The 23,070-nt window shown below is 62.9% G+C and carries 23 protein-coding genes and 1 pseudogene; 4 read left to right on the top strand and 20 right to left on the bottom strand.

Features of this window, described 5'->3' with window-relative positions; all coding sequences use genetic code 11:
* Positions 1-533: 533 nt before the first annotated feature.
* The 16 genes from ACN0YF_RS13520 to ACN0YF_RS13445 all read right to left on the bottom strand — a co-directional run bounded on the left by ACN0YF_RS13520 (position 534) and on the right by ACN0YF_RS13445 (position 18,194).
* Positions 534-857 carry an ArsR/SmtB family transcription factor gene (locus ACN0YF_RS13520; protein ID WP_417482087.1) on the bottom strand — a complete coding sequence of 108 codons (324 nt, stop codon included), beginning with the start codon at positions 855-857 and terminating at the stop codon, positions 534-536.
* Between the two features lie 89 nt (positions 858-946).
* The gene (locus ACN0YF_RS13515; RefSeq protein WP_417494795.1) at positions 947-1,438 is read right to left on the bottom strand and encodes a hypothetical protein; all 492 of its coding nucleotides are present in this window, start codon (positions 1,436-1,438) and stop codon (positions 947-949) included.
* Entirely contained in the window at positions 1,428-2,159 is a 732-nt protein-coding gene (gspN, locus tag ACN0YF_RS13510) for a type II secretion system protein N (RefSeq protein WP_417494794.1), read from the bottom strand. Before gspN ends, ACN0YF_RS13515 begins: the two co-directional genes overlap by 11 nt.
* A gap of 4 nt (positions 2,160-2,163) precedes the next feature.
* Positions 2,164-2,661 (bottom strand): type II secretion system protein GspM, encoded by a 498-nt coding sequence (gene gspM, locus ACN0YF_RS13505; protein WP_417482090.1) that lies wholly within the window; start codon positions 2,659-2,661, stop codon positions 2,164-2,166.
* Positions 2,658-3,881, bottom strand: a complete 1,224-nt coding sequence (gene gspL, locus ACN0YF_RS13500) for a type II secretion system protein GspL (protein WP_417494793.1) — start codon at positions 3,879-3,881, stop codon at positions 2,658-2,660. Before gspL ends, gspM begins: the two co-directional genes overlap by 4 nt.
* The gene (gene gspK / locus ACN0YF_RS13495; RefSeq protein WP_417494792.1) at positions 3,878-4,867 is read right to left on the bottom strand and encodes a type II secretion system minor pseudopilin GspK; all 990 of its coding nucleotides are present in this window, start codon (positions 4,865-4,867) and stop codon (positions 3,878-3,880) included. The genes gspL and gspK overlap by 4 nt, the downstream gene beginning before the upstream one ends.
* Positions 4,864-5,517, bottom strand: a complete 654-nt coding sequence (locus ACN0YF_RS13490; RefSeq protein ID WP_417494791.1) for a GspJ family type II secretion system protein — start codon at positions 5,515-5,517, stop codon at positions 4,864-4,866. The genes gspK and ACN0YF_RS13490 overlap by 4 nt, the downstream gene beginning before the upstream one ends.
* Complete coding sequence (gene gspI, locus ACN0YF_RS13485) at positions 5,514-5,891, bottom strand: type II secretion system minor pseudopilin GspI (RefSeq protein ID WP_417494790.1); 378 nt, start codon at positions 5,889-5,891, stop codon at positions 5,514-5,516. Before gspI ends, ACN0YF_RS13490 begins: the two co-directional genes overlap by 4 nt.
* A complete protein-coding gene (locus tag ACN0YF_RS13480) occupies positions 5,888-6,382 on the bottom strand; it encodes a GspH/FimT family pseudopilin (protein ID WP_417494789.1) in 495 nt (164 codons plus the stop codon). Before ACN0YF_RS13480 ends, gspI begins: the two co-directional genes overlap by 4 nt.
* Positions 6,379-6,831, bottom strand: coding sequence for a type II secretion system major pseudopilin GspG (gene gspG / locus ACN0YF_RS13475; RefSeq protein WP_417482096.1), 453 nt, complete (start codon positions 6,829-6,831; stop codon positions 6,379-6,381). The genes ACN0YF_RS13480 and gspG overlap by 4 nt, the downstream gene beginning before the upstream one ends.
* A 10-nt stretch (positions 6,832-6,841) precedes the next feature.
* Positions 6,842-8,083, bottom strand: a complete 1,242-nt coding sequence (locus ACN0YF_RS13470; RefSeq protein WP_417494788.1) for a type II secretion system F family protein — start codon at positions 8,081-8,083, stop codon at positions 6,842-6,844.
* The gene (locus ACN0YF_RS13465) at positions 8,070-9,578 is read right to left on the bottom strand and encodes a GspE/PulE family protein (protein WP_417494787.1); all 1,509 of its coding nucleotides are present in this window, start codon (positions 9,576-9,578) and stop codon (positions 8,070-8,072) included. The genes ACN0YF_RS13470 and ACN0YF_RS13465 overlap by 14 nt, the downstream gene beginning before the upstream one ends.
* A 2-nt stretch (positions 9,579-9,580) precedes the next feature.
* Complete coding sequence (gene gspD, locus ACN0YF_RS13460) at positions 9,581-11,515, bottom strand: type II secretion system secretin GspD (RefSeq protein WP_417494785.1); 1,935 nt, start codon at positions 11,513-11,515, stop codon at positions 9,581-9,583.
* Positions 11,515-12,354: a type II secretion system protein N gene (locus ACN0YF_RS13455; RefSeq protein WP_417494783.1), complete on the bottom strand. Its 840-nt coding sequence runs from the start codon at positions 12,352-12,354 to the stop codon at positions 11,515-11,517. Before ACN0YF_RS13455 ends, gspD begins: the two co-directional genes overlap by 1 nt.
* A 235-nt stretch (positions 12,355-12,589) precedes the next feature.
* Positions 12,590-15,238 (bottom strand): TonB-dependent receptor domain-containing protein, encoded by a 2,649-nt coding sequence (locus ACN0YF_RS13450; protein WP_417494782.1) that lies wholly within the window; start codon positions 15,236-15,238, stop codon positions 12,590-12,592.
* Positions 15,239-15,338: 100 nt separating this feature from the next.
* Positions 15,339-18,194: a hypothetical protein gene (locus tag ACN0YF_RS13445; RefSeq protein ID WP_417494781.1), complete on the bottom strand. Its 2,856-nt coding sequence runs from the start codon at positions 18,192-18,194 to the stop codon at positions 15,339-15,341.
* A 648-nt stretch (positions 18,195-18,842) separates the two neighbouring features.
* On the opposite strand from ACN0YF_RS13445, the gene ACN0YF_RS13440 reads away from it, so the two are divergent.
* A complete protein-coding gene (locus ACN0YF_RS13440) occupies positions 18,843-19,190 on the top strand; it encodes a UrcA family protein (protein ID WP_417494780.1) in 348 nt (115 codons plus the stop codon).
* 167 nt (positions 19,191-19,357) lie between these two features.
* Positions 19,358-19,804, top strand: a complete 447-nt coding sequence (locus ACN0YF_RS13435; protein ID WP_417494779.1) for a hypothetical protein — start codon at positions 19,358-19,360, stop codon at positions 19,802-19,804.
* Between the two features lie 41 nt (positions 19,805-19,845).
* On the opposite strand, the pseudogene ACN0YF_RS13430 reads toward ACN0YF_RS13435, so the two are convergent.
* A pseudogene (locus ACN0YF_RS13430) lies at positions 19,846-20,016 on the bottom strand (IS6 family transposase); the annotation flags it as partial.
* A 94-nt stretch (positions 20,017-20,110) separates the two neighbouring features.
* Here ACN0YF_RS13430 and ACN0YF_RS13425 point away from each other — a divergent pair.
* Positions 20,111-20,425, top strand: a complete 315-nt coding sequence (locus ACN0YF_RS13425) for a hypothetical protein (RefSeq protein ID WP_417494778.1) — start codon at positions 20,111-20,113, stop codon at positions 20,423-20,425.
* A 10-nt stretch (positions 20,426-20,435) separates the two neighbouring features.
* Entirely contained in the window at positions 20,436-20,855 is a 420-nt protein-coding gene (locus ACN0YF_RS13420; protein ID WP_417494777.1) for a hypothetical protein, read from the top strand.
* A gap of 147 nt (positions 20,856-21,002) precedes the next feature.
* Here the strand turns inward: ACN0YF_RS13420 and ACN0YF_RS13415 are convergent, their stop codons facing one another.
* From ACN0YF_RS13415 to ACN0YF_RS13405, 3 genes are all read right to left on the bottom strand, one after another.
* Positions 21,003-21,698, bottom strand: coding sequence for an IS6 family transposase (locus ACN0YF_RS13415; RefSeq protein WP_417494776.1), 696 nt, complete (start codon positions 21,696-21,698; stop codon positions 21,003-21,005).
* 63 nt (positions 21,699-21,761) lie between these two features.
* Positions 21,762-22,166, bottom strand: coding sequence for a hypothetical protein (locus tag ACN0YF_RS13410; RefSeq protein ID WP_417494775.1), 405 nt, complete (start codon positions 22,164-22,166; stop codon positions 21,762-21,764).
* A gap of 368 nt (positions 22,167-22,534) precedes the next feature.
* Complete coding sequence (locus tag ACN0YF_RS13405) at positions 22,535-22,939, bottom strand: RHS repeat-associated core domain-containing protein (protein WP_417494796.1); 405 nt, start codon at positions 22,937-22,939, stop codon at positions 22,535-22,537.
* Between the last annotated feature and the right edge of the window lie 131 nt (positions 22,940-23,070).

The raw sequence follows: 23,070 nt of genomic DNA, 5'->3' as shown, positions 1-23,070 counted from the left end.
CTATTGGCGGGCCCGGCCACGCCCTGCTCGCCGCACGGGGCATCGAAGCGGGAGGCTTCGCCGGGAAGACAGCGGCCTGGCGCCGATGATCCCGGATCAGACTTATCCACCCCAGGCCCCGGCGGGTTATGATCGGTGCGGTTTCGCGCTCTTTGACATTGTCGGCCCCACCCCGATTTTCCATCCCGATTTTCCGCCCCACCGGTCCGCTGCGCCTGGCAGGCGCTCCGGGCATGACAGTCGTTGACAGGCTGACAGGCTGACGGCCGTGGGAAAGCAATCGCGATCCCATTGTTCTGTAAAGCGATTTGGCGCGCCGATGGCCGAGTGACAGACTGGCAGACAGTGGTTTTCGATGACAGGCGGCGTTCGGGCCGGCGTCGTGCCGGTTGGACTGGTGCTGTCAGATTACAACGGGTTGAGTGCCCGGGCGCGTTTTCCGGTCTTCCCGATGCGGAATCCGCTCAAATGGTCCAAGATTTCGGCCGGGTGCATTCGCCTAGCGATGACGGCGCAAGACCGGACCTCGCCCCTCAGGGCGAACTTGTTTCGGCGCGGCCTGTGAGCTCGTCAGAATCGCCAAGGATGTCTGATATGAACACCTTGGCGAGCCAGCGCGTCCCGTCGGGGTTTGCAGCGTAGAACATGAACTGCGAGCGCCGTTCGGCGCGGATCAGCCCGGCGCGTTCCAGGGTCTGCAGATGGCCTGTCATGGTCGAGCGCGGCACTTCATGGTGCGCCGCCAGATCGCCCGCGGAAACCGACAGCGGATACCGCGCGCACAGACGCCGGAACAGATCCAGGCGAACAGGATGGGACAGGCCGGCCAGCGCGGTAACGGTTCTTCGATTTGTCATGCCGGCAAATTGCCGTGCCAGCATGACCGGCGCATTGAATTTTCGTGAATGTTTTGCGACGGCGCAGCGCCGGTACAGGCGGGCACCGGCTAGTCCCGGCGGCAGGAATAGTGACCGAGAAGCGGAATGACCCTCCGGCTTCCATCAACGCCCTCCAGCCGCAGAACGGCGCGGTTCATGCGCAAGCCGTCCGCGATGAGTTCGTCAAACCGGCCCGAGACCACAATCTCGCGCACGGTCCCGGTGCCCGGGAAGCGTCGCTCATAGAGATCACCCACGGCGATCACGCCCTCGACCGTCGGGCCGTCCCGGCGCAGCACCTCCGCATCCACCAGAAAGCTGATTTCACCGCGCGTGAGGTTTTCAAACACCAGCAATTCATGGGCACCACCCGCGCGCCAGAGGAAAGCGCCGCACTCTCCGGCAGCCAGTCTTTGCGGTCCCAGCGAGGTCGTCACTTCCGGCGCGGCCGGTTCCACGGCCACCGGCGCCGCGCTCGCGGGAGGAGGTGTCGGCAGGGACTGGCAGGCCGTCGCTGCGAAGGTCAGACCTGCCAGGGCGCTGATGGCCTCAATCCGCATGACCTGTCTCCCCGTCTCGCCGCCAGACCCCGTCCTCGAGGTTGAAGCCTGAATAGGCCAGGGCGGTGTCCAGATCGGCATTCGTCGTACCGATTCCGACGCTCCACTCGACACCGGCCGCCGCAAAAACCGCGTCGGCCGCAATGGTCATATCCTCGCTTTCGCCGCCCAGTTCGGCCACGAGTTTGCCGTCGCGGCACAGCAATGGGCCCGTCAGTTCGGGCACGGCCAGGCCAAACTCCGGCGACAGACTGCCGGAGAAATCCGCAGTCATCGCGCCGCTGGCGTCGGCGCAATGCCCGTCAGCGAATGCCAGCCGGTCGAGGCTGACCGTGATGACCGCCGCTTCCGTGAGGCCGGGTATGTCCGGCAGGTCCAGCCGGACCGGCAGGCCAACCAGGTGGGCATCGCGCAATTGCCAGTCACCGTGCAGATCGATCCGCGCAAGCCCCCGGCCGCGGAATGCGGCATCGGCCAGGACCCAGTCGATTGCGAGCCGGCCTCCCAGCAGGGGCCAGGGCCGGGTGTGAATTTGCACCTGGCGCATGGAGCGCTGACCGAGGCGGGCGCCCCGGATCGTGCCATTCCAGATCGAACCATGGATTTCCGCCTGGCGCAGATCGAGCCCGCTGGCGGTCTGTCCGAGCACCAGTTTCAGCGGCAGCGTCGCGATCAGTCCGGTGAGCAAAGCAATGACGAAGACGGCTATCAATCGCGGCATTGTCCTAGCTCCCCGGCCTGGTCAGAACGAGATTGAGTTCGACCTGGCCATGATCCAGCCGCGCCATGGTGATCGACATCACCTCAATCCCGTGGCGGCGTTCCAGATCGATCAGCCAACCCATTGCGGCGGAATATTCGGCGCGGTCGATATACACGCTCAGACGCCCGTCGACGCCGGGAACAATGCCGCCGATGGCGATTCCCCGCGCGGTCGCGGCGGCACCGACAATGGTCCGCAACGGCCGGGAGGTTTCGTCCGCGTCCCCGTTTGCGGCCGGCAGCGCGGCGTAATCGGCCAGACCGCCAAGAATTTCACGGTGTTGCTCGACGGCCGCCGCGTAGTCGCGTCGGGCCCGGTCGTGCAAGTCGAGAAGCGGCCCGGCCAGGAGGGTCTGGAGCATCCAGGCCAGCAGAAGCGCGGCCAAGGCCAGGATCATCACTTGCTCGCGGCCGGTGCGGCCAGCCCAGAGAGCGGGAATGCTCGAGAGAATATCGGTCATGGGATCCTCAGGATGAAATCACCGTCTATCCCGGCGTTACCGTCGCGCGCGCCCTGGTCGACCAGCTCGATATTGCGCGTCCGCGCCTGTTCGCTGAGCGCGTCGAAATCGGAGAACACGCCATACCTGGCCGAGATGCTCAGCTCAGGCCGGGACTGATCGTAGCGGATCGTCTGGATTATGACCGAGTCATGCCCGTCCGAGACATTGGCCAGCGCCGCAAAAAGCGGCAGGAACTCGCCGCTGCGTTCGCGGCCATGACGTCCGGCAAGCCGTTCGTCGAGAATCCGGCGGGCGCGCACCGGATCGAGTTGTCCGGAAATGTCCGGGAATGCGGCCTCTACCAGTTCGACACTCGCCGCGTCATAGCGGTCCGCCCGTTGGAGCAGATAGACACTCTCACCGATCGTGTAGAGACCCAGTCCGATCAGCAGGCTGGCTGCGAGGGCGGCGCTGCGGGCGAACAGGCCTAGCGTCCGCGACCAATCGAGACCGGCGCCGGCCCGCTGGCCGAACAGTGCCGGCAGCCGTTTCAGGGCCGCCTCGGCCAAGCCGTAGGCCGACAGATCGAGCGGTCTGTCCTGCAGCGGGCTTATGCTCTCGCCAGCCAGGCCCAGCGCGGGCGAAACCGCGAGCGGTCCGTCGCTGGCCGGCGCCGCCAGGCTGTGAAGCAGCGAGTCGAACAGGCGCCCGCTGCAGGCCCCGCCAACAGCCCGGCCAGGCTGGCGCAAGGCATCGCCATAGAGATAAATCACCCGGCCCTGCTCACGGCGAAGGGTCAGCGCGGCATCGCCTTCGGCAACCAGCAGGCAATCGGGGACCGTCGCCACCGTCCCGCGCAGGTAGGGCCGGCACGTCTCGCGCCACGCCTCGACGGCATTTGTCGCGGCTGCAAACACCCAGCGCTGCCCGTACTCGTCCGGCGTTCCAATGGCGACTTCGACGTCTTCGAGCCGGGAGGCGAGTTCTTCCTCGATCAGGAATGGCGCGGCCTGGCGGGCATCATGTTCCGACCGGGTCGGCAGTTCGACCTGACTCACAAAGACATCGTCAGAGCGAAGCACGACGACGGTAGAGTTGATCGATTGCAGCAGCGCCGCGTCGAGCGAAGTCGCACTGTCGCCGGCCGCGACCCGGACCGGGGCTTCACGCTCGCCCTCAAGGATCGACCAGCTCAAGCCGTCCGGCAGGGTTGGAAACAGGACGAGGGTCTGACTCATAGGAAGATTCCATGCCGCTGCGTCACGCGCGTGATTTGCCGCCCGCCACTCACTTCGACCTGCTCGCGCAGGACGTATTGAATGCCGGCGTATTGCACCGTGATGTGGATCTCGAAATACCGCGAGCGCACGCCGATCCGAGGCCGTTCTGCGGCGTCGAGTCCGAGGGCGCGCAGACTGTCTGTGGCCCAGAATGCCTCGATGTCGGCATAGCCGGCCGCGGGGCGCTGCAGCAGCATGGTCTCGGCCTCGGCCCGGGTGAGGGCGCCATCCAGTGCCGCCACCAGCAAGGGGGCCTGTTCGAGCCGCAATGTGTTGATATCGAGCGCCACCGGCTCGGCGCCGGGGAAGGCGCAGACCAATGGCGCCATGCGCGAATAGGCGGCGGCGGTGACGCCGGCAACCGCGCGCAATTCCTCGGCTTCCCACAGATAGGTATTGCCGGCACGGTAGCCGCGCCCGTCGCGCAGATAGATCTCGTCCTCGGCGCCGGAGGTGACCGGACGCAGATCACTGTCGAGCCAGTCGGCCGTCGCCGCAGCGATCCCGGTCGCCTGCCCGGCCGCGATACCGGTCTGGGTCAGAAGACGTTCGAACCGGCGTTGCTGATCAGGGTTGATCGCAAGACTGCCCCGGGCATCGGCCGTGACAAGTGCGTTGGGGTTGAAACAGTTGTGGGCGTCCCGGATCTCGCCGGTGATCTGCCCGCCATCGATCGGAAAGACGCGGGGCGTGTTCAGCCAGCCGGCATCCGGACGGAAAGCCTGGCCGGGATCGTCGAGCGCCCGCAACAGCAACGCCTCGGCATAATCGCGCGCGCCAAGCACATACCAGTGCGCTTGGTCGCGCACGTCCATATTCGCCGCCCGGCGCAGGGAGAAACGCATCCCGGAGGTGATGGCGAGCGCCAGGGTCGACATCAGGGCCACCAACAGGATGGCTGTCATCAGCGCTGCACCCGCCTGCTTGTCCGCGCGCGCAATCACGTGACGACCCTCGCGGCGGAGGTCAGGACCAGATGTTCCAGCCGGCCCAGACCGGCAAGGCTGTAGTGCAGACGCACGGCGCGTGGCAGCTCGGCCGCCTGACCGGCGGGCACCAGCATGGCGTCGACCCAGACGGTCGCATTGAGGACTTCGACCCCGACTTCGGCGACGCCCTCGATCAGGATCTGTTCGCGAAACCCATCCGTCAGACCGGCATCGGGGTGGCCGCGGACCCGCCGCACGATCCGGTCGCCGCGCAGCACATATTCCACCCGGATCAGCGAGCTGCGCGTCCGGCCGGCACTGGTATCGATGGCGCCGCCACGCGTGAACACGAGCAGGATGATGTCGGTCGGGGTGGCCCTCGGACGGTCCGGGACGCCATGGGCGGCGGCCGCGAACACGATCGGGTCGCGCGTGCCATCCGCACCGCGCACCGGCCGTGTTGTCAGCTGCCCCATATCGTCGCGTAGCATCACCCGCATCCGGTCCAGCGAGCCGACCCGGCCGAGGGCGGCATCAACCTGTTCCGATCCCTGCACGCTGCCGGAAAGCATGGTCACGGCCACGCTGGCCATCAGCGCGAAAACGAAGGATGCGACCAGAATTTCGAGCAGGGAGAAGCCGGCCTGGCTTTTCGCGGTGCTCATCGGTTGGCCCCGCGCCGGAACGTCTCGAGACGCGCCAGTTCGCTGCCCGTGCCGGGTGCAGTGACGAGCATGATGACGCGTTGCAGATCAGGATCCGTGGTCGGCTCGACCTGAAGCTGCCAGTCAAGACGGTTGTCGGCCAGCTCATATGTGCCCGCGTCACCGCCGCGCAGCCGCGGTTGCAGAAGCGCCTGGTTGAGCAGGTTTTCAGCGGCGATCACCGCCAGGGTGCGCTCCTGGATCACGGCGGCATTGCGGGTCGAGCTCTGCATCAGGCTGAGCATGCCAATCCCGCCCAGCGCCAGGACCACCAGCGCCATCATGACCTCGATCAGGGAGAAGCCGGACTGGTTGTGGGCGCTGCAAGGCGTCATCGGGAGAGGGACTCCACGCGCAGGCGCCCGGCATCATCGAGCAGGATGGCGTAGCTCTGGCTGTCCCCCTCCAGCAGGATCCGGAACGGGTCATTGAGCCCGGCCGGGTCGAAGAACACGGCCGGGTATGCGACCACGCCGTCAGGGTGCCAGGCGAGGGCGATCGTGTCGCTGCGCAGGGAAATCTCGGAGGCAAGGCCGCGCGGCTGCAAGGTCGGGTGATTACGCAGCGGCCGCCATTCGCCATCGAGATAGATGGTGAAGGCATACCCGCCATCCGTGAGGGTCAGGCCGACCGGCCGGCCGGAAGTCACGGCCTCCTGCTCGGCATCGTGCAGCCGCACAACCAGGCGCTCGGCTTCGCGGCGCAGGGGATCGCGCTCGGGCGAGGCGGCCAGCGCGATCGTGGTCGCCATCAGCGCCAGGATCGAGACCGCGATCAGCACTTCAAGCAGGGAGAAACCCGACTCCCTCGAGGTGTTCATGCTCATGTTTCGCGCTCCCAGTTTCCAATGTCGGCATCGAGTCCTTCGCCGCCTTCGCGGCCATCGCGGCCCAGCGAAAACACGTCGAATACGCCGTGTTCGCCGGGATAGACATATTGATAGGCATGGCCCCAGGGGTCGGCCGGGAGGCGACGGATATAGCCCTGCTCGCGATAGGCCGCGCCGCGGCCCTCGGGCACGTCAACGAGCGCCTGAAGCCCTTCTTCCACGGTTGGATAGCGCCGCGCATCGAGCCGGAAAGCGTCGAGCGCCTGCTCCAGCACCGCGATATCGGCGGAGGCTTTCTGGACCATCGCCTGGTCCTGCGCCGGCATGACATTGATCACCACAATCGTGGCAAGCAGGCCAAGGATCGAGATCGAGATCATGATTTCGAGCAGGGAGAAGCCGGCCTCGCTGCCGGCGGCATCAGTGTCTTCATCATACGGGGTCATGAAAGCCTCCTTAGCCGAGGACGAGGGTGTTGAGTTGCAGGATGGGCAACAGGATGGAGAGAACGATCAGGACCAGGACCAGCCCGAGAACCAGGATGATTCCCGGCTCCAGGAGCGACAGGCTGACCGCAATCGAGCTGTCGATATCCCGGCCGAGCTGGTCTGCTGCCCGCCCGAACATTTCGTCGAGCCGGCCCGAGCGTTCGCCCGCTGCGACCATGTAGATCACCAGCGAGGGTATCCAGCCGCCGCGGGTCAGGGCGTCGGACAGGCCGCGCCCGCTCTCCACGTCCGAGACGACAACCGCGATCATCTCCCGGAAGGCGTGGTTTGATCCGGCCCGGCCGGCAGCCCTCAGGGCGTCGGGCAGGACCGTGCCCGAGGTGATCAGGATGGACATGGTGCGGGCAAAGGCTGCCGCCTCGACCTGGCGCAGAAACGAGCCGATCAGGGGTACGCGAACCACGGCGGCATCATGGATCCGGCGGAAGGCGGGCTGCCGGTAGGCGAGGCCAAAGGCGATCACACTGGTGGCCAGGATCGCGACAATCCAGGGCCAGGATGTCGCGAGAAAGCTCGAAATCGCGATCATGATGCGGGTCAAGGCCGGCAGACTGACGCCCATGCCGGTGAATTGCTCGGCAAGGCGGGGCACCACGAAAAGCATCAACATGGTGATGACGCCGATCGCGACCACAGCCAGCACCGCAGGATAGACCAGCGCGCCGACAACCTTGTTGCGCACGGTTTCTTCGGCTTCGAGATGATCCGCCAGGCGAGACAGCACCATGCCGAGACTGCCGCTGGACTCGCCCGCCGCGATCAGGGCCCGGTAGACCGGCGGAAAACTCCCCGGAGCAGCGGCCATCGCATCGGCCAGCCGGCTGCCCTCGGTGACGCGTGCGCGCACCGCCATGATGATGCGCCGCGTCGCATGCCGTTCGAGCTGGCGCCCGACCAGATCCAGCGATTCCTCGACCGGCATGCCGGCATCGACCAGCGCAGCCAGCTGGCGGGTGATGAGCATCAGGTCGCGCGTGCCCAGATCGCGTTGCGAGGCGTATTCGATCCATTGACCAAGCGCATTGCCCGGCATTTTTGCGCCACGACGTGAATCGGCGCGGCGCAAGGCCAGCGGTGCCATGTGCTGCAGACGCAGTTCGCGCCGCGCGGCCAGTTCCGAATCCGCCGTGATCAGGCCGGTCTTCTTGTGCCCACGACCGTCGAGCGCGCTGTATTCAAACGCCGGCATGGCGGACGCCTCCGTCGTCACGGCACAGGCGCAGCACTTCGGCCAGGCTGGACTCGCCACTCAGCGCCAGCCGCGCACCATTCTCGAACAGGGTCTGACTGTGCGCGAAGGCGTGAGCCGCCATCTCGCTCTCGCGGGCATCCTCATGGATGAGCTTGCGCAGGACTTCATCGACCTCGATGATTTCGTAAATTCCGACGCGGCCCGTATAGCCAAGCGATTTGCAATCCGGACATCCTGTGGGCCGGTAGAGTATCGCGTCTTCCGCCTCGCCAAGACCAAGGATGGCCCGTTCGGCCGCATCGGGCTCATAGGGTTCGCGGCAGGAATGGCAAAGCCTGCGCACCAGCCGCTGCGCGATAATCGCGGTGAGGGTAGAGGCGAGCAGATAGGATTCGGCCCCCATATCGCGCAGGCGGGCGATCGCGGCGACGGCGGAATTTGTGTGAACGGTCGAGAGTACGAGATGGCCGGTCAGGCTGGCCTGCACCGCGACCTCGGCGGTTTCGGCATCGCGGATCTCGCCGACCATGACGATGTCGGGGTCCTGGCGCAGGATGGCGCGCAGTCCACCGGCAAAGGTCATGCCGATCTTGGTGTTGACCTGGGTCTGGCCGATCCCGTCGACGGCGTACTCGATCGGATCCTCGACCGTGAGGATATTGCGCGCCAGCGTATTGAGCCGGTTGAGGCCTGAATAGAGCGTCGTCGTCTTGCCGGCACCGGTCGGCCCCGTCACGAGGACAATGCCGTTGGGCTGTGCGAGCGCCCGCTCATACGCGGCGAGCACCTCTGCTGACATGCCCAGATCATCCAGCCGGAACCGCGCATCCGAATTGTCGAGCAGCCGCAGAACGACCCGCTCTCCATTGCGCGAGGGAAGTGTGGAGACGCGAATATCGACCGACTTGCTGCCGAGTGACAGCGACAGCCGGCCATCCTGGGGAAGCCGCTTCTCGGCAATGTCGAGGCGCGCCATCACCTTGATCCGTGAGACCAGAAGCTTCGAGAGTTTTGCGGAGACGCTGGCCGCCTCCTTCATCACGCCATCGATGCGGTAACGGATCACGACGCGATCGCTGAAGGATTCCACGTGCACGTCAGAGGCCTGCATGCGCACGGCCTCGGCGATCAGGCCGTTGATCAGGCGGATCACCGGGGCGCTGGAGGAATCATCCAGCAAGTCTTCGGATTGGGGAATCTGGTCGATCAGGTCCGAAAGCGACTCGCCCCGCGTGGTCTCTTCCAGTTCGGTCTCGTCGAGCCCGGCATAGGCGTAGAGGTCCCGCAGGAGCTGGTCATACTCGACAGACCCCATCTCGCTGACGGGGTAGTCGCCGCCAACAACCCGATACGCCTCGAGAAGCCGCCGCCGGTCGGCTCCCGACCTCACGACATAGCGCGGTGCGTCGCCGGGTATGAAGGCGATGCCTGCCTGGCGCGCAAATGCGTAGCGAACCGGGGGCAAGGCGGGGGAGGCCAGAGTCTCGGCCATGATCAGTCTTCGACCTCCGGCGTGCGTGTGGACGTCGCATCCATCATGCTCATCAGGGCTTCCAGACTGCTCGCTCCATCGGGATGCGAGAGGCGCTGCTCGCGCGTGATGTAGTCATAGCGGCCGTCGGTCACGGCCCGCATGTCGGCCGCGCTTCTGATGATGGTCGGACGAATGAAGATCATGAGATTGGTGCGGTGCGTGGACCGCGAACGCGACCGGAAGAGACCGCCGACCCCGGGCAGATCGCCCAGCACGGGCACCTGGGAATTATCGATGTCATCGTCCTGCTGGATGAGGCCGCCGAGCACGATGATCTCGCCATTATCGGCCAGAACAGTGGTCGTGACGCGGCGCTTGTTTGTGACCAGGTCGGTGGAGTCGCCCACCACGGTTCCGGCAATGCTGGAGACTTCCTGCTCGATATAGAGCCGAACCGTTCCACCTTCCGTGATCTGCGGCCGGACCAGGAGTTTGACGCCAACCTCCTCGCGCTGGACGGTGCGGAACGGGTTGGAATTGTTGTCGCCGAGGGTCTCGCCGGTCGTGACCGGAATTTCCTGGCCGGAGATGAAGCTCGCCTCTTCATTGTCCATCGCCAGGATGGATGGGGTCGCGAGCACGTTGGAATTGACGTCGTTCTCGACGGCATTGAGCACCAGGCCGAACAGGCCGCCATTGCCCAATTGTCCGCCCAGGCCAATCGCGCCGCCACGCGCGCCCAGCAAGGAGGCCAAGGCTGCATCCCTCAGCTCGCCGACCACGGTATCGGTGCTGTCGCCCGGCACTGCAACAGCGCCGGCAAGGGCGAGAAGGTCGGGATTGGCCGCGGAATAGCGCGTGAGGGCCAGCGGCGTTGTGCCGTTATCGCTCCCGGCGAGCATCATCTGGACGCCGAGCTCGCGCGCGGCGCTGTCGGATATCTCGACGATGATCCCCTCGACCAGGACTTGTGGCCGGCGCACATCGAGCTGACGGATGACGCGCTCGAGTTCACGCTGGATATCGATGCTGGCATTGATGACAAGCGCGTTGGTTGGCGTGTGATGCGCGACTGTCGGCTGCCGCTCGTCCTGGGCCCCCGCGCTCATCGCGTCGACCATTTCCTCGAGGATCGGCAGCAGCATTTCGCCATCGGCATTGTTGAGATAGACGACGCGGAAACCCTGGTTGGAGACGCTCGCCGCATCGACGCGACGGATCAAGGCGGCCATGTCGCGAACGGCATTCGCGGTGCCGCGCAGGAGCAGGGTGTTGGACGACGAGAGTGGCGCCACGGTCACGCCGCTGCGCGTTTGTCCTTCACCGCCCGAACTGTTCGAGCGCTGGATGATGAGGCTCATTTCCGAGGCAGACGCGTTCTCCAGCTCGACCATTTCATAAACCGAGGTATCGCGGTCGAGATCCCGGACGACGTCCCGGATGCGCTGCATGTTCTCGGCGAAGTCCACAATCACGAGAGCGTTGCTGCCCGGTGCGGCATTGACGCTGCCCTGCGGATGGATGATCGGGCGCAGCACGGCGAGCGCATCCTGGGCGCTGGCATGCTGGAGATGGATCACCTGGGTCGCGTACTGGTCGCCGCGGATTTCCGAATTCACCGGACTGACCGAGCGCGCACCGGCCTGGTCCGGCACGATCTGGTAGGCCCCCGAAGCCGTCGGCACGACGACATAGCCATGCACGCGCATGGTCGAAAGGAAGACCTGGAAATACGCGTCCGCCGTCAACGGGAGTTGTGAGGTGATCGTCACACGGCCGCGCACCGAAGGATCAACGATAAAGGTGTGTCCGGTCACCGCCGAGACATCGTCGATCACGGTCTGGATCTCGGCCTGGTTGAAATTGACAACGCTGTCCTGGGCTTCGGCAATGCCTGCCGAGAGAAGAGCCAACGCAGCCACGAAGGCTGCCGCCGATTTTGTGATCGCAAGCATCAGGACAAATCCACCTGGAGGGTCAACGGCACACCGCCGCGCCGGATTGAAAGAGAAATTGTTTCGCGGCCCTGCAGGCTCTCGAACAGCTCGGCCACATCGCCGGCCTCGGCCAGGGTCTGGCCGTCAACGGCGAGCAGGATGTCGTTTCGGCGCAGCCCGAGGGCGGTGAGGGCGACGTCGGATTCGGTCGCCATGTGGTAGCCGATCAGCTCCCGGCCCTCGAACACCGGTTCGACACGGAAGATGTCACCGGGTGTCCGTCCCCGCGTGCGGCCGGCTGGCGCCGCCACCGCCGCCGGGGCAGCTGCTGGCCCTGTGGGACGCCGGGTTTCACGCAGAACGAGCGCTTCGAGGGCGCCGCGCCGGTCAATGATGATGCGATCTTCGTCGAGCGAATGCAGTGTGACGCCCTCGACGATTTCATCGCCTGGGCGGAATATCCCGTCCCGGCCGTCGGGTGTCTGCAGGAAGGCGACCCCGTCGGCTGCGGTCTGCGCGGTTCGGATGCCGCGCACGACCAGGTCGAGGCGGGATTCCGGAATCGCGGCGATTTCAACCGGGCTCGACGGGGAGGCGGTGCGGTCGGCGAATATTTGCGCCGAGGGCAGGCTTCCGATTTCGGAGGCGTAGCTGGCCTCTCTGGTGCGACCGCTAGGCTCGACCGTATCGTCGAACGACATGTTCGCTGCACTCGCACCAAAGGCGATGAACCAGATTGCGCGGGCCAGCAGAAGACCGAGCAGGGCGGCCAGGACAAGCTCGCAGCCACTCGCCAGGGCAGCCAACGCTCGATGGCGGCCGGATCCTGTAACCAGATAGTGTGCCAACTTGCTCATGCCGGTTTCGCCCACAGCATGATCCGTGTCACGGACCAGCGAAAAAGGGCCGCGATGCCGACCCCTGTTGGCCTTTCGATTACACGTGACTCCCGACAATTCTGCGACACCCGCATGACAGTTTCGCAACACCGCGAAAAGCCGATCCAAGGCGAGGGAATGGGGGTGTGCAGCTGGCGAGGTCCGGTGGGCCGGATATGCGGGGCGGACACCAGGGTCCGCCCCGCGGTTTGGTCTACCAGGTCCGGCTCACCGAGACATTGAACGTGGTGCCCAGATCATAGGTATCGACGGCGAGTTCGGCGCCGCCGGCATTCTGGGTGGCGCTATAGCCGTCGCCCAGAATATTGCGAACGGAGAAGCCGACATCCCAGTCCGCGTCCGCGACATTGATCGTGCGGCTGTAGACGAAGTCGAGGGATGACGGGACCTGCTCGACGATCTCGGGGAGACTGTCGGACAGGTTGGCCACCGCCCGGGTCCGGTCACTGACATAATTGTAGAGCAGTGCCCCGCGCGCCCGGCCGTCGAAGGTTTCGAAGCCGACCTGCACGTTGAACAAATGCTCAGACTGACCCTGCAGGGCCCGGCCATCTTGAATGAAGCCGGCGGCATTGAGCACCAGTGCCTGCGGGTTGCCGAAGGCACCCTGGGCGACAGTGACCGTGCCTTCCGCGGACACTTCCGACTGGATGTATGTGTAGTTGGTCTTCACGAACCATTCGCGGTCATTGAAGAAGGGCTGATCCCAACGGTCCGAGAAATCAAAGGTTTTCTCGTACTCGAACTCGGCCCCGGTCAGGGTCGCGCTCGGTGCGTTGATGAAGGAGGTGTTCAGACCATCGCCGATCGGGATGATGAATTCCTCGATCGGATTGGTCAGCTCCTTGTAGAAAGCCCCGACCGTCACGAACTGCTCGCGACCGAAATAGTATTCGAGGCGGGCGTCATAGTTCGTGATTTCGGTGTTTTCCAGATAGGGATTTCCCTGGAAGCGCTGATCGGTTTCGGTGTTGAAGAATTCGGCAAATGCGAGCTCGCGGAATTGCGGGCGGGCAATCGTCTGGGAGTAACCGGTCCGTAGCTGCAGATTGTCAGCAAAGGTCCAGGTCAGCGTCAGGGCCGGCAGGACATAGTCTTCCTGCTGCTGGGTCTCGACCAGGCCGCTATCCGCTGCACTGGCCGGGAAAGCAAAGGTGTCGACACTCAACTCACCGTCTTCGAAGCGCGCCCCGAAAGCGGCCCGGACGAAGTCGGTCAGTTCAAGATCGGCGCCGACATAATAGGCGTCGATATCAAGCTGGCCGTGATAGGCCTCCGGCAGGGACAGGCCACCGGTCTCGATGAGACGCAGGCGTTCATCCGTGATGTTCTGGTTCGCAAAGATATAGTCGATACGGCTACTCAGAAGCTCGGACGGGATGCCGACCGAACCCGGTGCGAAGGAGAAGCGGCGCGTCCAGGCATCACGCTCGCGGCTGGTATTGGCGTAACCGGCCGTCAGCGACACGTCCATCGAACCCAGCTCGACGGGAAGTTCGAAATCGATACCATAGTCGGAGGTATTGTCTTCAACTTCGGAGAATGAGGTCGAGTTGCCATTGACCGTGCCTTCATAGACATAGCCGGTATTGGTGTAGGCATATTCAGCGCTGCGCTGGTAGGGCGCATCGCGGGTCGCGGTCGCATCGGAGATCCGCCATTCGACCGACAGTCCGCCGAGGCTGTCAAACAGGTGCTCACCGGTCAGCTGGTTGAACAGGACCTGGCGTTCGAACCATTCAGTGCTGTCGGTGCGGAAAACGCCATTGGCACCTGCATTGAACTCTTCCTCGATGCGCGCTTCCTTCGAGGTCGAACGCAGCGCCATGGTCAGGAAATTGATCGCGTGGTTGTTGTAGAAATCGATACCGACCGACACCATTCCGGACGCGTCGATCGTGTTTTCGGTGCCGAAGAAGTTATTGATCCCCTCACCGGGAAGGGCGATGCCCGAGCGATCGGCGAGCGGTGGTCCGTTCTCATAGACCAGCTCATCGCCGGCGCCGATCCGGCCCTTGCCGCGCTGACCCTCACGCGTCTCCCAGGCATTGCTGTACTGGGCGGCCGCAATCACGCCGAGCGAGAAATTCTCGAAATCGTAGCGATCGCCGGCATTGAACGAGATCGAGCCGTTGGCGTCGGTGTCGACATTCTGGACGACCCAGAGCTCGGAATTGACAAGCGAGCGGCCGATCGCCTGCTGCTGGTCGGCGGGCAGGTTATTGCCAATGCGTGTGGTCTCGAAGACCGATGCCAGCTCGGCCGGGATGTCACGCAGGCCGTCATCATAGCCCAGCCAGTCCGTGTCGGAACCGGCATAGGTGATACCGCGATTGCCGGTCGTAACCGTATTGAAGCTGCCATCGACACCGGCGGTGAAGAAGCCTTCCTCGGGCAGGGCCGAGGTCTCGATCCCGATGACGCCGCCACCGAACTCACCCGGGAAGCGGGGCGAGAAGGTTTTCTGGACGAGGACGTTGGACAGGATATTCGTCGGGAAGATATCGAGCGGGGCGGCACGCCGGAATGGTTCCGGTGAGGGCATCGGCGAGCCGTTGAGCAGCGTGTTGGAATAGCGCTCGTTCAGGCCGCGAACGACGACAAACCGGCCCTGGGTTGTCGACAGACCCGTGATCCGCACCAGTGCGCCGGCCAGATCGGAATCGCCCGTCGTGAGGAGATCGTCAATCGAGAGGGACGCGGCGACCTCGGAGGTCATGCGGCGGGCTTCGGGGATATACTGATAGCGCACCGTGATGACTTCAACATCACTGGGGCTTTCCGCATCCTGCGCAAGCGCAGCGGCCGGCACCAGCGTCGTCGACGCAAGGAGTGCGGCCATGAATGCCATACGATTCGTTTTCATCTTCATCACCGTGAGACTTCGGTTGAACGGAACCTGTTCCCGGCCGGCATGAGCCGGCCGGGAGTGGGGTCGTGCTTTACTGGGTGATCTGGAAGGTCCAGCCCTGGTACCAAGTGTCGTTTCCATCCTCGACGGCACCGATATAGGTGACCGGTTCGAACCAGCTATCGAGCGCATTGACGTCGGTCGTATTGACCGCCAGCTCGGTGGCTCCGGGAACGACACCGGTCGAGCCCGGGATGAAAGTGAAGCCGCTCATCGAATGGGTGATCTCGGCATTGTCGGCCTGACCGAGGAACCAGGTCGACAGGTCAACCGGATCGCCGGCGGTTTCCTTGAAGTTGGTCAGGCAATCGAGCACGGTGGACTGGATGATGAGGTCTTCATCACCCGCGGCGCCGGTGGCACCGATACGGTCGAAAGTCTCGGCGTCGTCGACGTTCAGGCAGGCATTGCCGAAATCGACCACGATACCGTTGTAAAGCTCGCCCGCGGTGCCGGCACGGATCAGCATGCCTTCATCGGAGTCGTTGGAACCAGCGCCGTTGCGGCGACCGATCAGGGTGAAGTTGGAGATCCGCGGATTGGAGCGCGGCAGCAGGGTGTTGTTGGACGAACGATTGTCCCACTCGAAGCCCTGATCGCCATCATCCGACTGCTGGATGATCACGAATTGGGCGCGGCCGATCCAGCCATCGGTGTAGTCCATGGAGTCGTCGGAATTGCCGGTCAGCACCAGGTGGCGCAGATCGACGGCGCCGCCGAACATCTCGACACCATCATCGGCATTGTTGTGGACCTGTACGTAATCGACTTCCGTGCCGCTGCCGACACCCTGGAAGGCGATGCCGTTGAGCTCGTCCTCATTATTCACCTTGAAGCCGGCATAGCGGACCTGGGTGTAGAAGATATTGCCGGAGTCATCGGTCGGATCGGCGCCGCCGAACAGGCCCGATGAGCCTTCACCGGATTTCTCGCAATCGACCGAACCGCCCGTGGCCGTACCATCGATACAGGCATTGATCGGCGCGCGGCCATTGATCACGAGACCGCCCCAGAGGCCGATTTCGGCCGCGCCGACCGTGCCGTCGACATCCGCACGGGCCGTCATCACGACGGGCGCCGTGCGGGTGCCGTTGGAGCGAATGCTCGAACCGCGCGCGACCACGATGTAGTCGGATCCGGCCGAACCGAACACGGTGACACCCGGATCGATGGTCAGCTCGACTTCAATGCCCGAAGGTGCCGGGCTGGCGGCATCGGGTCCGCGGTCGACACCGACGAAGACCGGGCCGACCAGTTCATACATCGAACCACGGGTCAGGTGCAGGTCGGCCGTCACATTGCCCGTGATCTGGCAGATGCGCTGATTGTCGATGACTTCAGCGGATTCGGTGGTGCCGGTCGGGCAGCCCGGATCAGCGAAGAGATTATAGGTCCAGCCGGCAGCCCAGTTGGAGGCTGCGCTCTCGCTACCCGAGAAGGCGCCGATATAGCTGGTCAGATCAAACCACGGGTCGAGGGCGTTGACGTCGGTGGTGTTCACCGCCAGCTCGACCGGTCCCGGGAAGACGTCCGACATCGTATTGTCGATCTCGGCATTGTCCGCCTGGCCAAGGAACCAGTCGGAGACATCGACCGGGTCGCCGGCGGTTTCCGAGAAGTTGACGACGCAGTCCATCGCGACCGATTGCATGATCAGATCTTCATCGCCGGTCGCGCCGGTGGCGCCGATGCGATTGAACGTCTCGGTGTCATCGATATCGAGGCATTCATTGCCGAAATCGACCACGATGCCGTTATAGAGTTCGCCGGCGGTGCCCGCACGGATCAGCATGCCCTGGTCGGAGTCGTTCGACCCGGTGCCATTGCGCTGACCGATCAGCGTAAAGTTGGAGATGCGTGGATTGGAGCGGGGCAGAAGCGTGTTGTTCGACGACCGGTTATCGAACTCGAAGCCCTGGTCGCCATCGGCCGACTGGCGCACGAGCACATATTGTGCACGGCCGCGCCAACCATCGGTGTAGTCCATGGAGTCGTCGGAATTGCCGGTCAGCACCAGGTGGCGCAGGTCGACGGTACCACCGAACATCTCGACGCCGTCATCGGCATTGTTGTGGACCTGGACGTAATCGACTTCCGTGCCGCTGCCGACACCCTGGAAAGCAATACCGTTGAGCTCGTCTTCATTGTTGACCTTGAAGCCGGCATAGCGAACCTGGAGATAACGCAGCGTCCCGGAATCATCGGCCGGGTTGTCGCCGCCGAACAGGCCGGATGAGCCTTCCCCGGACTTCACGCAATCGGCAGAACCGCCAACCGCCGTGCCGTCGATACAGGCATTGATCGGTGCACGGCCATTGATGACCAGGCCGCCCCAAAGGCCGATTTCGTTGGCGCCTACCGTGCCTTCAATATCGGAGCGGGAGGTCATCACGATCGGCGAGTCGGCGGTGCCGACCGCTTCAATGCGGGAACCGCGAGTGACGACGAGATAGTCGGAGCCGGCAGCGCCGAACAGTGTGGCGCCCGGGTTGATGGTCAGGGTAACCGGCGTGCCGCCAGCGGCCTCGCCATTCGGCTTTTGCGCCGTGGCGCCATCATCGAGACCGACAAAGACCGGTCCGGTGACGATCACGCCGGCATTGGCAGCGATCGTCGTGTTCGAGGTGATATTGCCGGTGATCTCACAGGCATTGATGGTGGTCGTGCCCTGCGTGATGCTCGCCTCGCGGATCGAGCCGGTGCCGCAGCCGCCGGCCGGGACGAGATCAATCACCACATTGCCGGTGCCGCCACCGGTGCCACCACCACCCGGAGGGGTTCCGACATTGGTGTCGCCCGGCGACGAGATCGATGTGTCCGAACAGGCTGCCAGCAGTACGCATGCGGTGCTGGCCAGCAGAAATTTGCGGAATTCTTGCTTCGACATTTGAGGGACCCCCTGGAAAAAGCTTGCAGTGCGGGCCGATCCCGACCGACCCGCTTCCGGCTTGGCCCTATAGGCGCTGTGTGACGGTGCCGTGACGCGACGGGGGCTTGCAGGCCAGCTGGCGCAGGGGAAATCCGGCTCCGCCGCGAGTTCTGGATTTCGGAAAATCCGGAAGAAGATCGCCCGCGAATGGTGTCAGGGCCGGCTTCCTCCGCGGCATGACCGGATGAGTGACGTGCTTGAACTTTTTGTGACGTGTCATCGCGTCTGGCACCGCCGGGCGGCGCACGGGCGGGGAGGCGAATCGAACTCGCTCTCAGCCGCCTGTCATGCGCTGGCCGGAGCAGGCGGCGGCCGGTCCTAAAGCCGCATTGTGGATAACTGTCACGTGCGTCCTGAAAAGAGGATAGTTTTCCTATTATTTCGGAATTACGCGAAATCCGGAATATTCATTTTTGTCTCAATTATGCTAATTCGGTAATTTCAAACATCTTGTTTTGGCGTGCTTAACTCCATGAATTTACATGCAGTATAGAGATATACAAAAGATAGTGCAGGGCATCTTTTAATCCGTACTCGGACGCGTTAGAATTGCGACAGTTAGATGTCAAACAGGGCGTCTGGATCAATGAAACGGAGCAAATTATCATGATGCATTCCACCCGGCCCATCGCCCTCGCAGGCGCCGTATTCATGCTTCTGGGCGCCGCGCCGGCTGTCCAGGCTCAGTCCGCCAATGTCTTCACCTTCCAGACCGATCAGGCCACGCTTCGTACCGAGGCCGGAATCCAGGAGACCTATGAACGTCTCGTCGTGCAAACCGGACAGTATTGCGAACGGTTCAATCTCGGCGTGATGAGCGAGCAGTGCGAGAGCGAGGTTCTGGCGGCTGCCGTCGCCCAGGTTGACAGTCCCGGCCTCGCAGCGCTGCACGTCGCCCGGCTGGCCGAACAGGCCCGTTACGCCCGGCATGAGGCGGCAACGCCCACAAGCTGAAGCGCCCCGCCAGATCTGTGATCGCAGGTTTGCCCGGCTCCCCGGCGGTGCGCGGCGCGCGCTTCCCGGGGGGCAAGGTCGGCCGGGAGCGACACAAAAGCTTCATTTCCCACCCGGCCTGCCGCTCGATATAGCTCCGCGCACATCGCTGCCTGGAGTCGCGCATCATGAAAGCCCTGCCTGCGATCTTCGCACTCACCCTGACCGCAGCATGCACACAGTCCGGGCCGGCCAATGATGCCGCGCCGGCATTTGGTCCCGACAATCTGGCCACCTCGCAGGCCTGTTTCACTGAAAGCCCGGCCAGCCTGCTCGAGCCGGGCCAGACGCTGCTGGAACGCGGGCCTGACGGCCGGGTCAGGATTTCAGGCCGCGTCGAGGGGCGTGCCGTGAATCTCGAATTCTCGATCGCGCAAATGCCGGACGCATCCCGTCAGGCGCTGGACGCCGCGGCGGCTGATTTCTTTCAGGCCGCAGGCGCGATCTATGATGTGAGCAGCGACATCGTCATCTATCACCGGGCGACTGATGGCACCCTGTGCACCGTAACCGGTGACAGGGCGATCGGACGGACGCTGATGGCGAGCGTCCGCAGCCTCGCCGGCACCGGGTAGGGCGCCGTCAGACGCGCGAACCGGCCGCCGAAACCGGCCATCGGTCCGAACCGGTTCCACCAGAACCGCACCGTCGCATGCGTGATATCGATCCCGCGTTCGTGGAGCAGGTCCTCGACGTTCCGAAGCGAGAGCGGAAAGCGGATGTACATCATCACCGCCAGGCGGATGATCTCCGGCGAAGTCTTGAAATATTTGAACGGATTGCGCATCCGGAGAGGCTAGGGAACTACGCCCCGGCACTCAAGGCGAAGGTCCTCTGACAGGACCTCGGGAGCGGAGTGGGAGTTTGATTTCCCTGGGCCGGTGACGGTCACGGCTCAATCCGAAACGGTATTTTTGTCGAGGTTTACCGGTGCAGCCCATATGTATACCTTAGGTCGCGACGGTCGCGCACTGGAAAATCTATGCTCTTGGGGCGATCCTACTTGCGGCGGCACTTCTTACTTCTTCGGCGGCTTGTTTTTCGGCACCACCGATCGTGATGTGGGGTCACCTTTCGACGGAGACGGAAATATTCATTGGCGAATTGAAATAACGTCGGCAGGCCCGGTTGACGCTGCTGCAGATGTGAACGCGGTCGTCACCGTATCTGTCACAGCGCCTGCTGTCTGCAACTAGTGGTGAGGCTATGAAAATGGATGCCGGGAAATCTTGGGTGCTGGCTATATTGATTGCTTCAGCTGGATTGTCGGCATGCATGCCGGACGAGGTGATTGGCACTTCGGATGAAGGCGCTGCGGAACACACCTCCTATGTTGAAGTAAACTATAACGACAGAGTTGATGATGCGGATGCTGTCTGGGATGCGATCATGGATACAAGTTTGGACAACTTCATGTCCAGTGGTGTGCGAGACATAAATCCGAAGATCCGCGGAGAGGGTTTGGCCTCGTTCGAGTGGTTTTGGGATTGTGCTCAGGCGATGAATAGGACTGCTCTGTTTCTTCGCGATAATGTACTTAACCAAGGCGTATACATGGACCTCGCGGACATCGAGAGCGACATGGTGTGCGTTTCCCGGGAACGGCACGAAGGCGTCGGCTTATAGTCGGAAGTAGACGGTGAAATGTGTGGGCGGCCTTCCCTCTGCAAGGGATTTTTTGGTGATTTTGATCATTGCGGGAAGCGCGAATAATCGGGGAGGTGCTGTCAGACGAACGCGAACCGGTCTCCGAAATCGACCACCGACCTTAACTCAGGCCGCGAGTTGGCGCCATTCGGCCAGGGCCACGGAGCGGTTTTGTTTGAAAGTTTCTCTGCGGTTCAGGTGGCGTTCGTGGCTGAAGTGGTTGTGGACGGATGACTGGGCTGAAACGAACTTCTGCAGGGCCTCAAAACTACGAAACTTGCCCATCGCTCGCTCCTTTCGCCGGAACGGGAGGTGGGAGTTTTCCGCCCGGTTGTTGAGCCAGCGCCCGGTCTCCTGGCGGCCGGCATTGCCGATCAGTTTCATCGCGGCTTTGTAGGACTTCAGCCGATCCGTCACCACGACTTGCGGGTTGCCATAGCGCTTCATCGTTCTGCGCAAAAACCTGAGCGCTGCCTTGCGATCCCGGCGCCTGGTGACATAGGCTTCTAGCACTTCGCCCTCGTGATCAACGGCCCGCCAGAGATAGTGGGGCTCGCCGTTGATTTTGACGAAAGCTTCGTCGAGATGCCAGGCCCAGTTTGAGTGATTATGGTTCTGTACCCGCTTCTTGCGGATTCGCGAGGCAAACATCGGCCCGAAGCGATTCCACCAGAACCGCACCGTCGCAGGCGTGATATCGATCCCGCGTTCGTGGAGCAGGTCCTCGACGTTCCGAGGCGAGAGCGGAAAGCGGATGTGCATCATGACCGCAAGGCGGATGATCTCCGGCGAAGTCTTGAAATATTTGAACGGATTACGCATCGGCTGAGGCTAGGGAACTGCGTCGCCGCGCTCAACCCGTTTTAATCTGACAAGACCCATTTATTAGTCCGGGAGCGTCACGGCCTCAATCAGAAGAAGCGAATGATAACCGCGGACAGGCTGAAAATAGGGTCCACTAACGTTTCGCATGAAAATGAAAAATCTTCCGTGTAAATTGAAATGAGACACCTCAGCCTCACTGATTTGAGAGTCTAGGAGGAGAAATACGCCATCAGCATGACCAATTATTTCGGTATCTTTCAAAATGAACTCAGGCTCAACAAGCACGCATTGCCTTGGAACGTTTTGCACAATACATGTTTCTCTTATGCCGAGTTCTGCAATCACAACAAGATCTGCGGCATTAAATTGCTCATCAAGCGGTAACGGTCGAAGATCATTTGCGGTCGCTGCGCCACTAACCAAAAGCCAGGAACAAAATGCCATTATAGGAATGGGAAGTTTCATAGCTCACTCTCAATTTGGGTGACTGGGGTCAACGGCACGTTCGATCATGCCCGGCATCTCGCGCCGTGCTGCGTTCTCGAGTTGAATTGATCCCATGACACCGGTCCTCATAATTGGTTCCGCATGCACCATGAGTTCATGCATCATCACGTCGCCAGGTGATTGTTGGAGAGTCCCCCCTCCGACCGCGGGGGCCCCCACGAAACCATTTCCGGAAACGACCACGTTCACATCTGTGGGGGTGCCGGGCGCTACGGTCGCATTGTACGTTACGCCACCACCAAAGTCCGCATCGGTATTATAGGTTCTCCCGTCTGGCGTGGCGAAGGTGCTCGCCATGTCGACCGAGGCGCGCTGAGGACTCGCTATCATCGAGTCCACGCTTGCCGAGTATGATTCCGAATAGTTGTCCGGATTGCTGGAATCTGCAACTTTTCCAAAACGTTATTGTCATTGAATTGATAGGTTCCCTCGGCGCGCGAGTTAATCATATTCTCTACTTGTCTCGCTGCCTCGTCGGAAGCTGCCACAACCTCTATTTCCCCACTCGGATCCGTCGCCATCAACGGCGAGTTCCCGACATAAGCATACAGGTTCATCTGATCCGCATAGCCCACCGGATCGGTCTCCAGGAACCGCCCGATCTGGGGCCAGTAATAGCGCGCCCGGTAATAATACAGCCCGCTTTCGGCGTCATAGCGTCGCCCGGTATAGCGGAAGGGATTGCCGGAGGTGTCGAGCGGGGCTTCGACGCCATAGGGGTGTAGACATATTGGTCGGTGAGGGCGCCCGATTGCTGGTTGGACAGGGCGATCACTGAACCGAGCCGGTTGGCGTGATAGTACTGGCGGGTCAGCGCCGCGCCCGTGGCCGGGTCGGTGACGATCATCGTCTCGCGCTGATC

This window comes from Maricaulis sp., from assembly GCF_048270265.1.
GTDB lineage: Bacteria > Pseudomonadota > Alphaproteobacteria > Caulobacterales > Maricaulaceae > Maricaulis.
This window is presented reverse-complemented; position numbering and strand designations above follow the sequence as displayed.

What these genes read in the sequence shown, in the direction of transcription:
- ACN0YF_RS13520 (WP_417482087.1), bottom strand. Translation starts at nt 857, where the DNA reads ATGACAAATCGAAGAACCGTTACCGCGCTGGCCGGCCTGTCCCATCCT.
- ACN0YF_RS13515 (WP_417494795.1), bottom strand. Translation starts at nt 1,438, where the DNA reads ATGCGGATTGAGGCCATCAGCGCCCTGGCAGGTCTGACCTTCGCAGCG.
- gspN (WP_417494794.1), bottom strand. Translation starts at nt 2,159, where the DNA reads ATGCCGCGATTGATAGCCGTCTTCGTCATTGCTTTGCTCACCGGACTG.
- gspM (WP_417482090.1), bottom strand. Translation starts at nt 2,661, where the DNA reads ATGACCGATATTCTCTCGAGCATTCCCGCTCTCTGGGCTGGCCGCACC.
- gspL (WP_417494793.1), bottom strand. Translation starts at nt 3,881, where the DNA reads ATGAGTCAGACCCTCGTCCTGTTTCCAACCCTGCCGGACGGCTTGAGC.
- ACN0YF_RS13490 (WP_417494791.1), bottom strand. Translation starts at nt 5,517, where the DNA reads ATGAGCACCGCGAAAAGCCAGGCCGGCTTCTCCCTGCTCGAAATTCTG.
- gspI (WP_417494790.1), bottom strand. Translation starts at nt 5,891, where the DNA reads ATGACGCCTTGCAGCGCCCACAACCAGTCCGGCTTCTCCCTGATCGAG.
- ACN0YF_RS13480 (WP_417494789.1), bottom strand. Translation starts at nt 6,382, where the DNA reads ATGAGCATGAACACCTCGAGGGAGTCGGGTTTCTCCCTGCTTGAAGTG.
- gspG (WP_417482096.1), bottom strand. Translation starts at nt 6,831, where the DNA reads ATGACCCCGTATGATGAAGACACTGATGCCGCCGGCAGCGAGGCCGGC.
- ACN0YF_RS13470 (WP_417494788.1), bottom strand. Translation starts at nt 8,083, where the DNA reads ATGCCGGCGTTTGAATACAGCGCGCTCGACGGTCGTGGGCACAAGAAG.
- ACN0YF_RS13465 (WP_417494787.1), bottom strand. Translation starts at nt 9,578, where the DNA reads ATGGCCGAGACTCTGGCCTCCCCCGCCTTGCCCCCGGTTCGCTACGCA.
- gspD (WP_417494785.1), bottom strand. Translation starts at nt 11,515, where the DNA reads ATGCTTGCGATCACAAAATCGGCGGCAGCCTTCGTGGCTGCGTTGGCT.
- ACN0YF_RS13455 (WP_417494783.1), bottom strand. Translation starts at nt 12,354, where the DNA reads ATGAGCAAGTTGGCACACTATCTGGTTACAGGATCCGGCCGCCATCGA.
- ACN0YF_RS13450 (WP_417494782.1), bottom strand. Translation starts at nt 15,238, where the DNA reads ATGGCCGCACTCCTTGCGTCGACGACGCTGGTGCCGGCCGCTGCGCTT.
- ACN0YF_RS13445 (WP_417494781.1), bottom strand. Translation starts at nt 18,194, where the DNA reads ATGTCGAAGCAAGAATTCCGCAAATTTCTGCTGGCCAGCACCGCATGC.
- ACN0YF_RS13440 (WP_417494780.1), top strand. Translation starts at nt 18,843, where the DNA reads ATGATGCATTCCACCCGGCCCATCGCCCTCGCAGGCGCCGTATTCATG.
- ACN0YF_RS13435 (WP_417494779.1), top strand. Translation starts at nt 19,358, where the DNA reads ATGAAAGCCCTGCCTGCGATCTTCGCACTCACCCTGACCGCAGCATGC.
- ACN0YF_RS13420 (WP_417494777.1), top strand. Translation starts at nt 20,436, where the DNA reads ATGAAAATGGATGCCGGGAAATCTTGGGTGCTGGCTATATTGATTGCT.
- ACN0YF_RS13415 (WP_417494776.1), bottom strand. Translation starts at nt 21,698, where the DNA reads ATGCGTAATCCGTTCAAATATTTCAAGACTTCGCCGGAGATCATCCGC.
- ACN0YF_RS13410 (WP_417494775.1), bottom strand. Translation starts at nt 22,166, where the DNA reads ATGAAACTTCCCATTCCTATAATGGCATTTTGTTCCTGGCTTTTGGTT.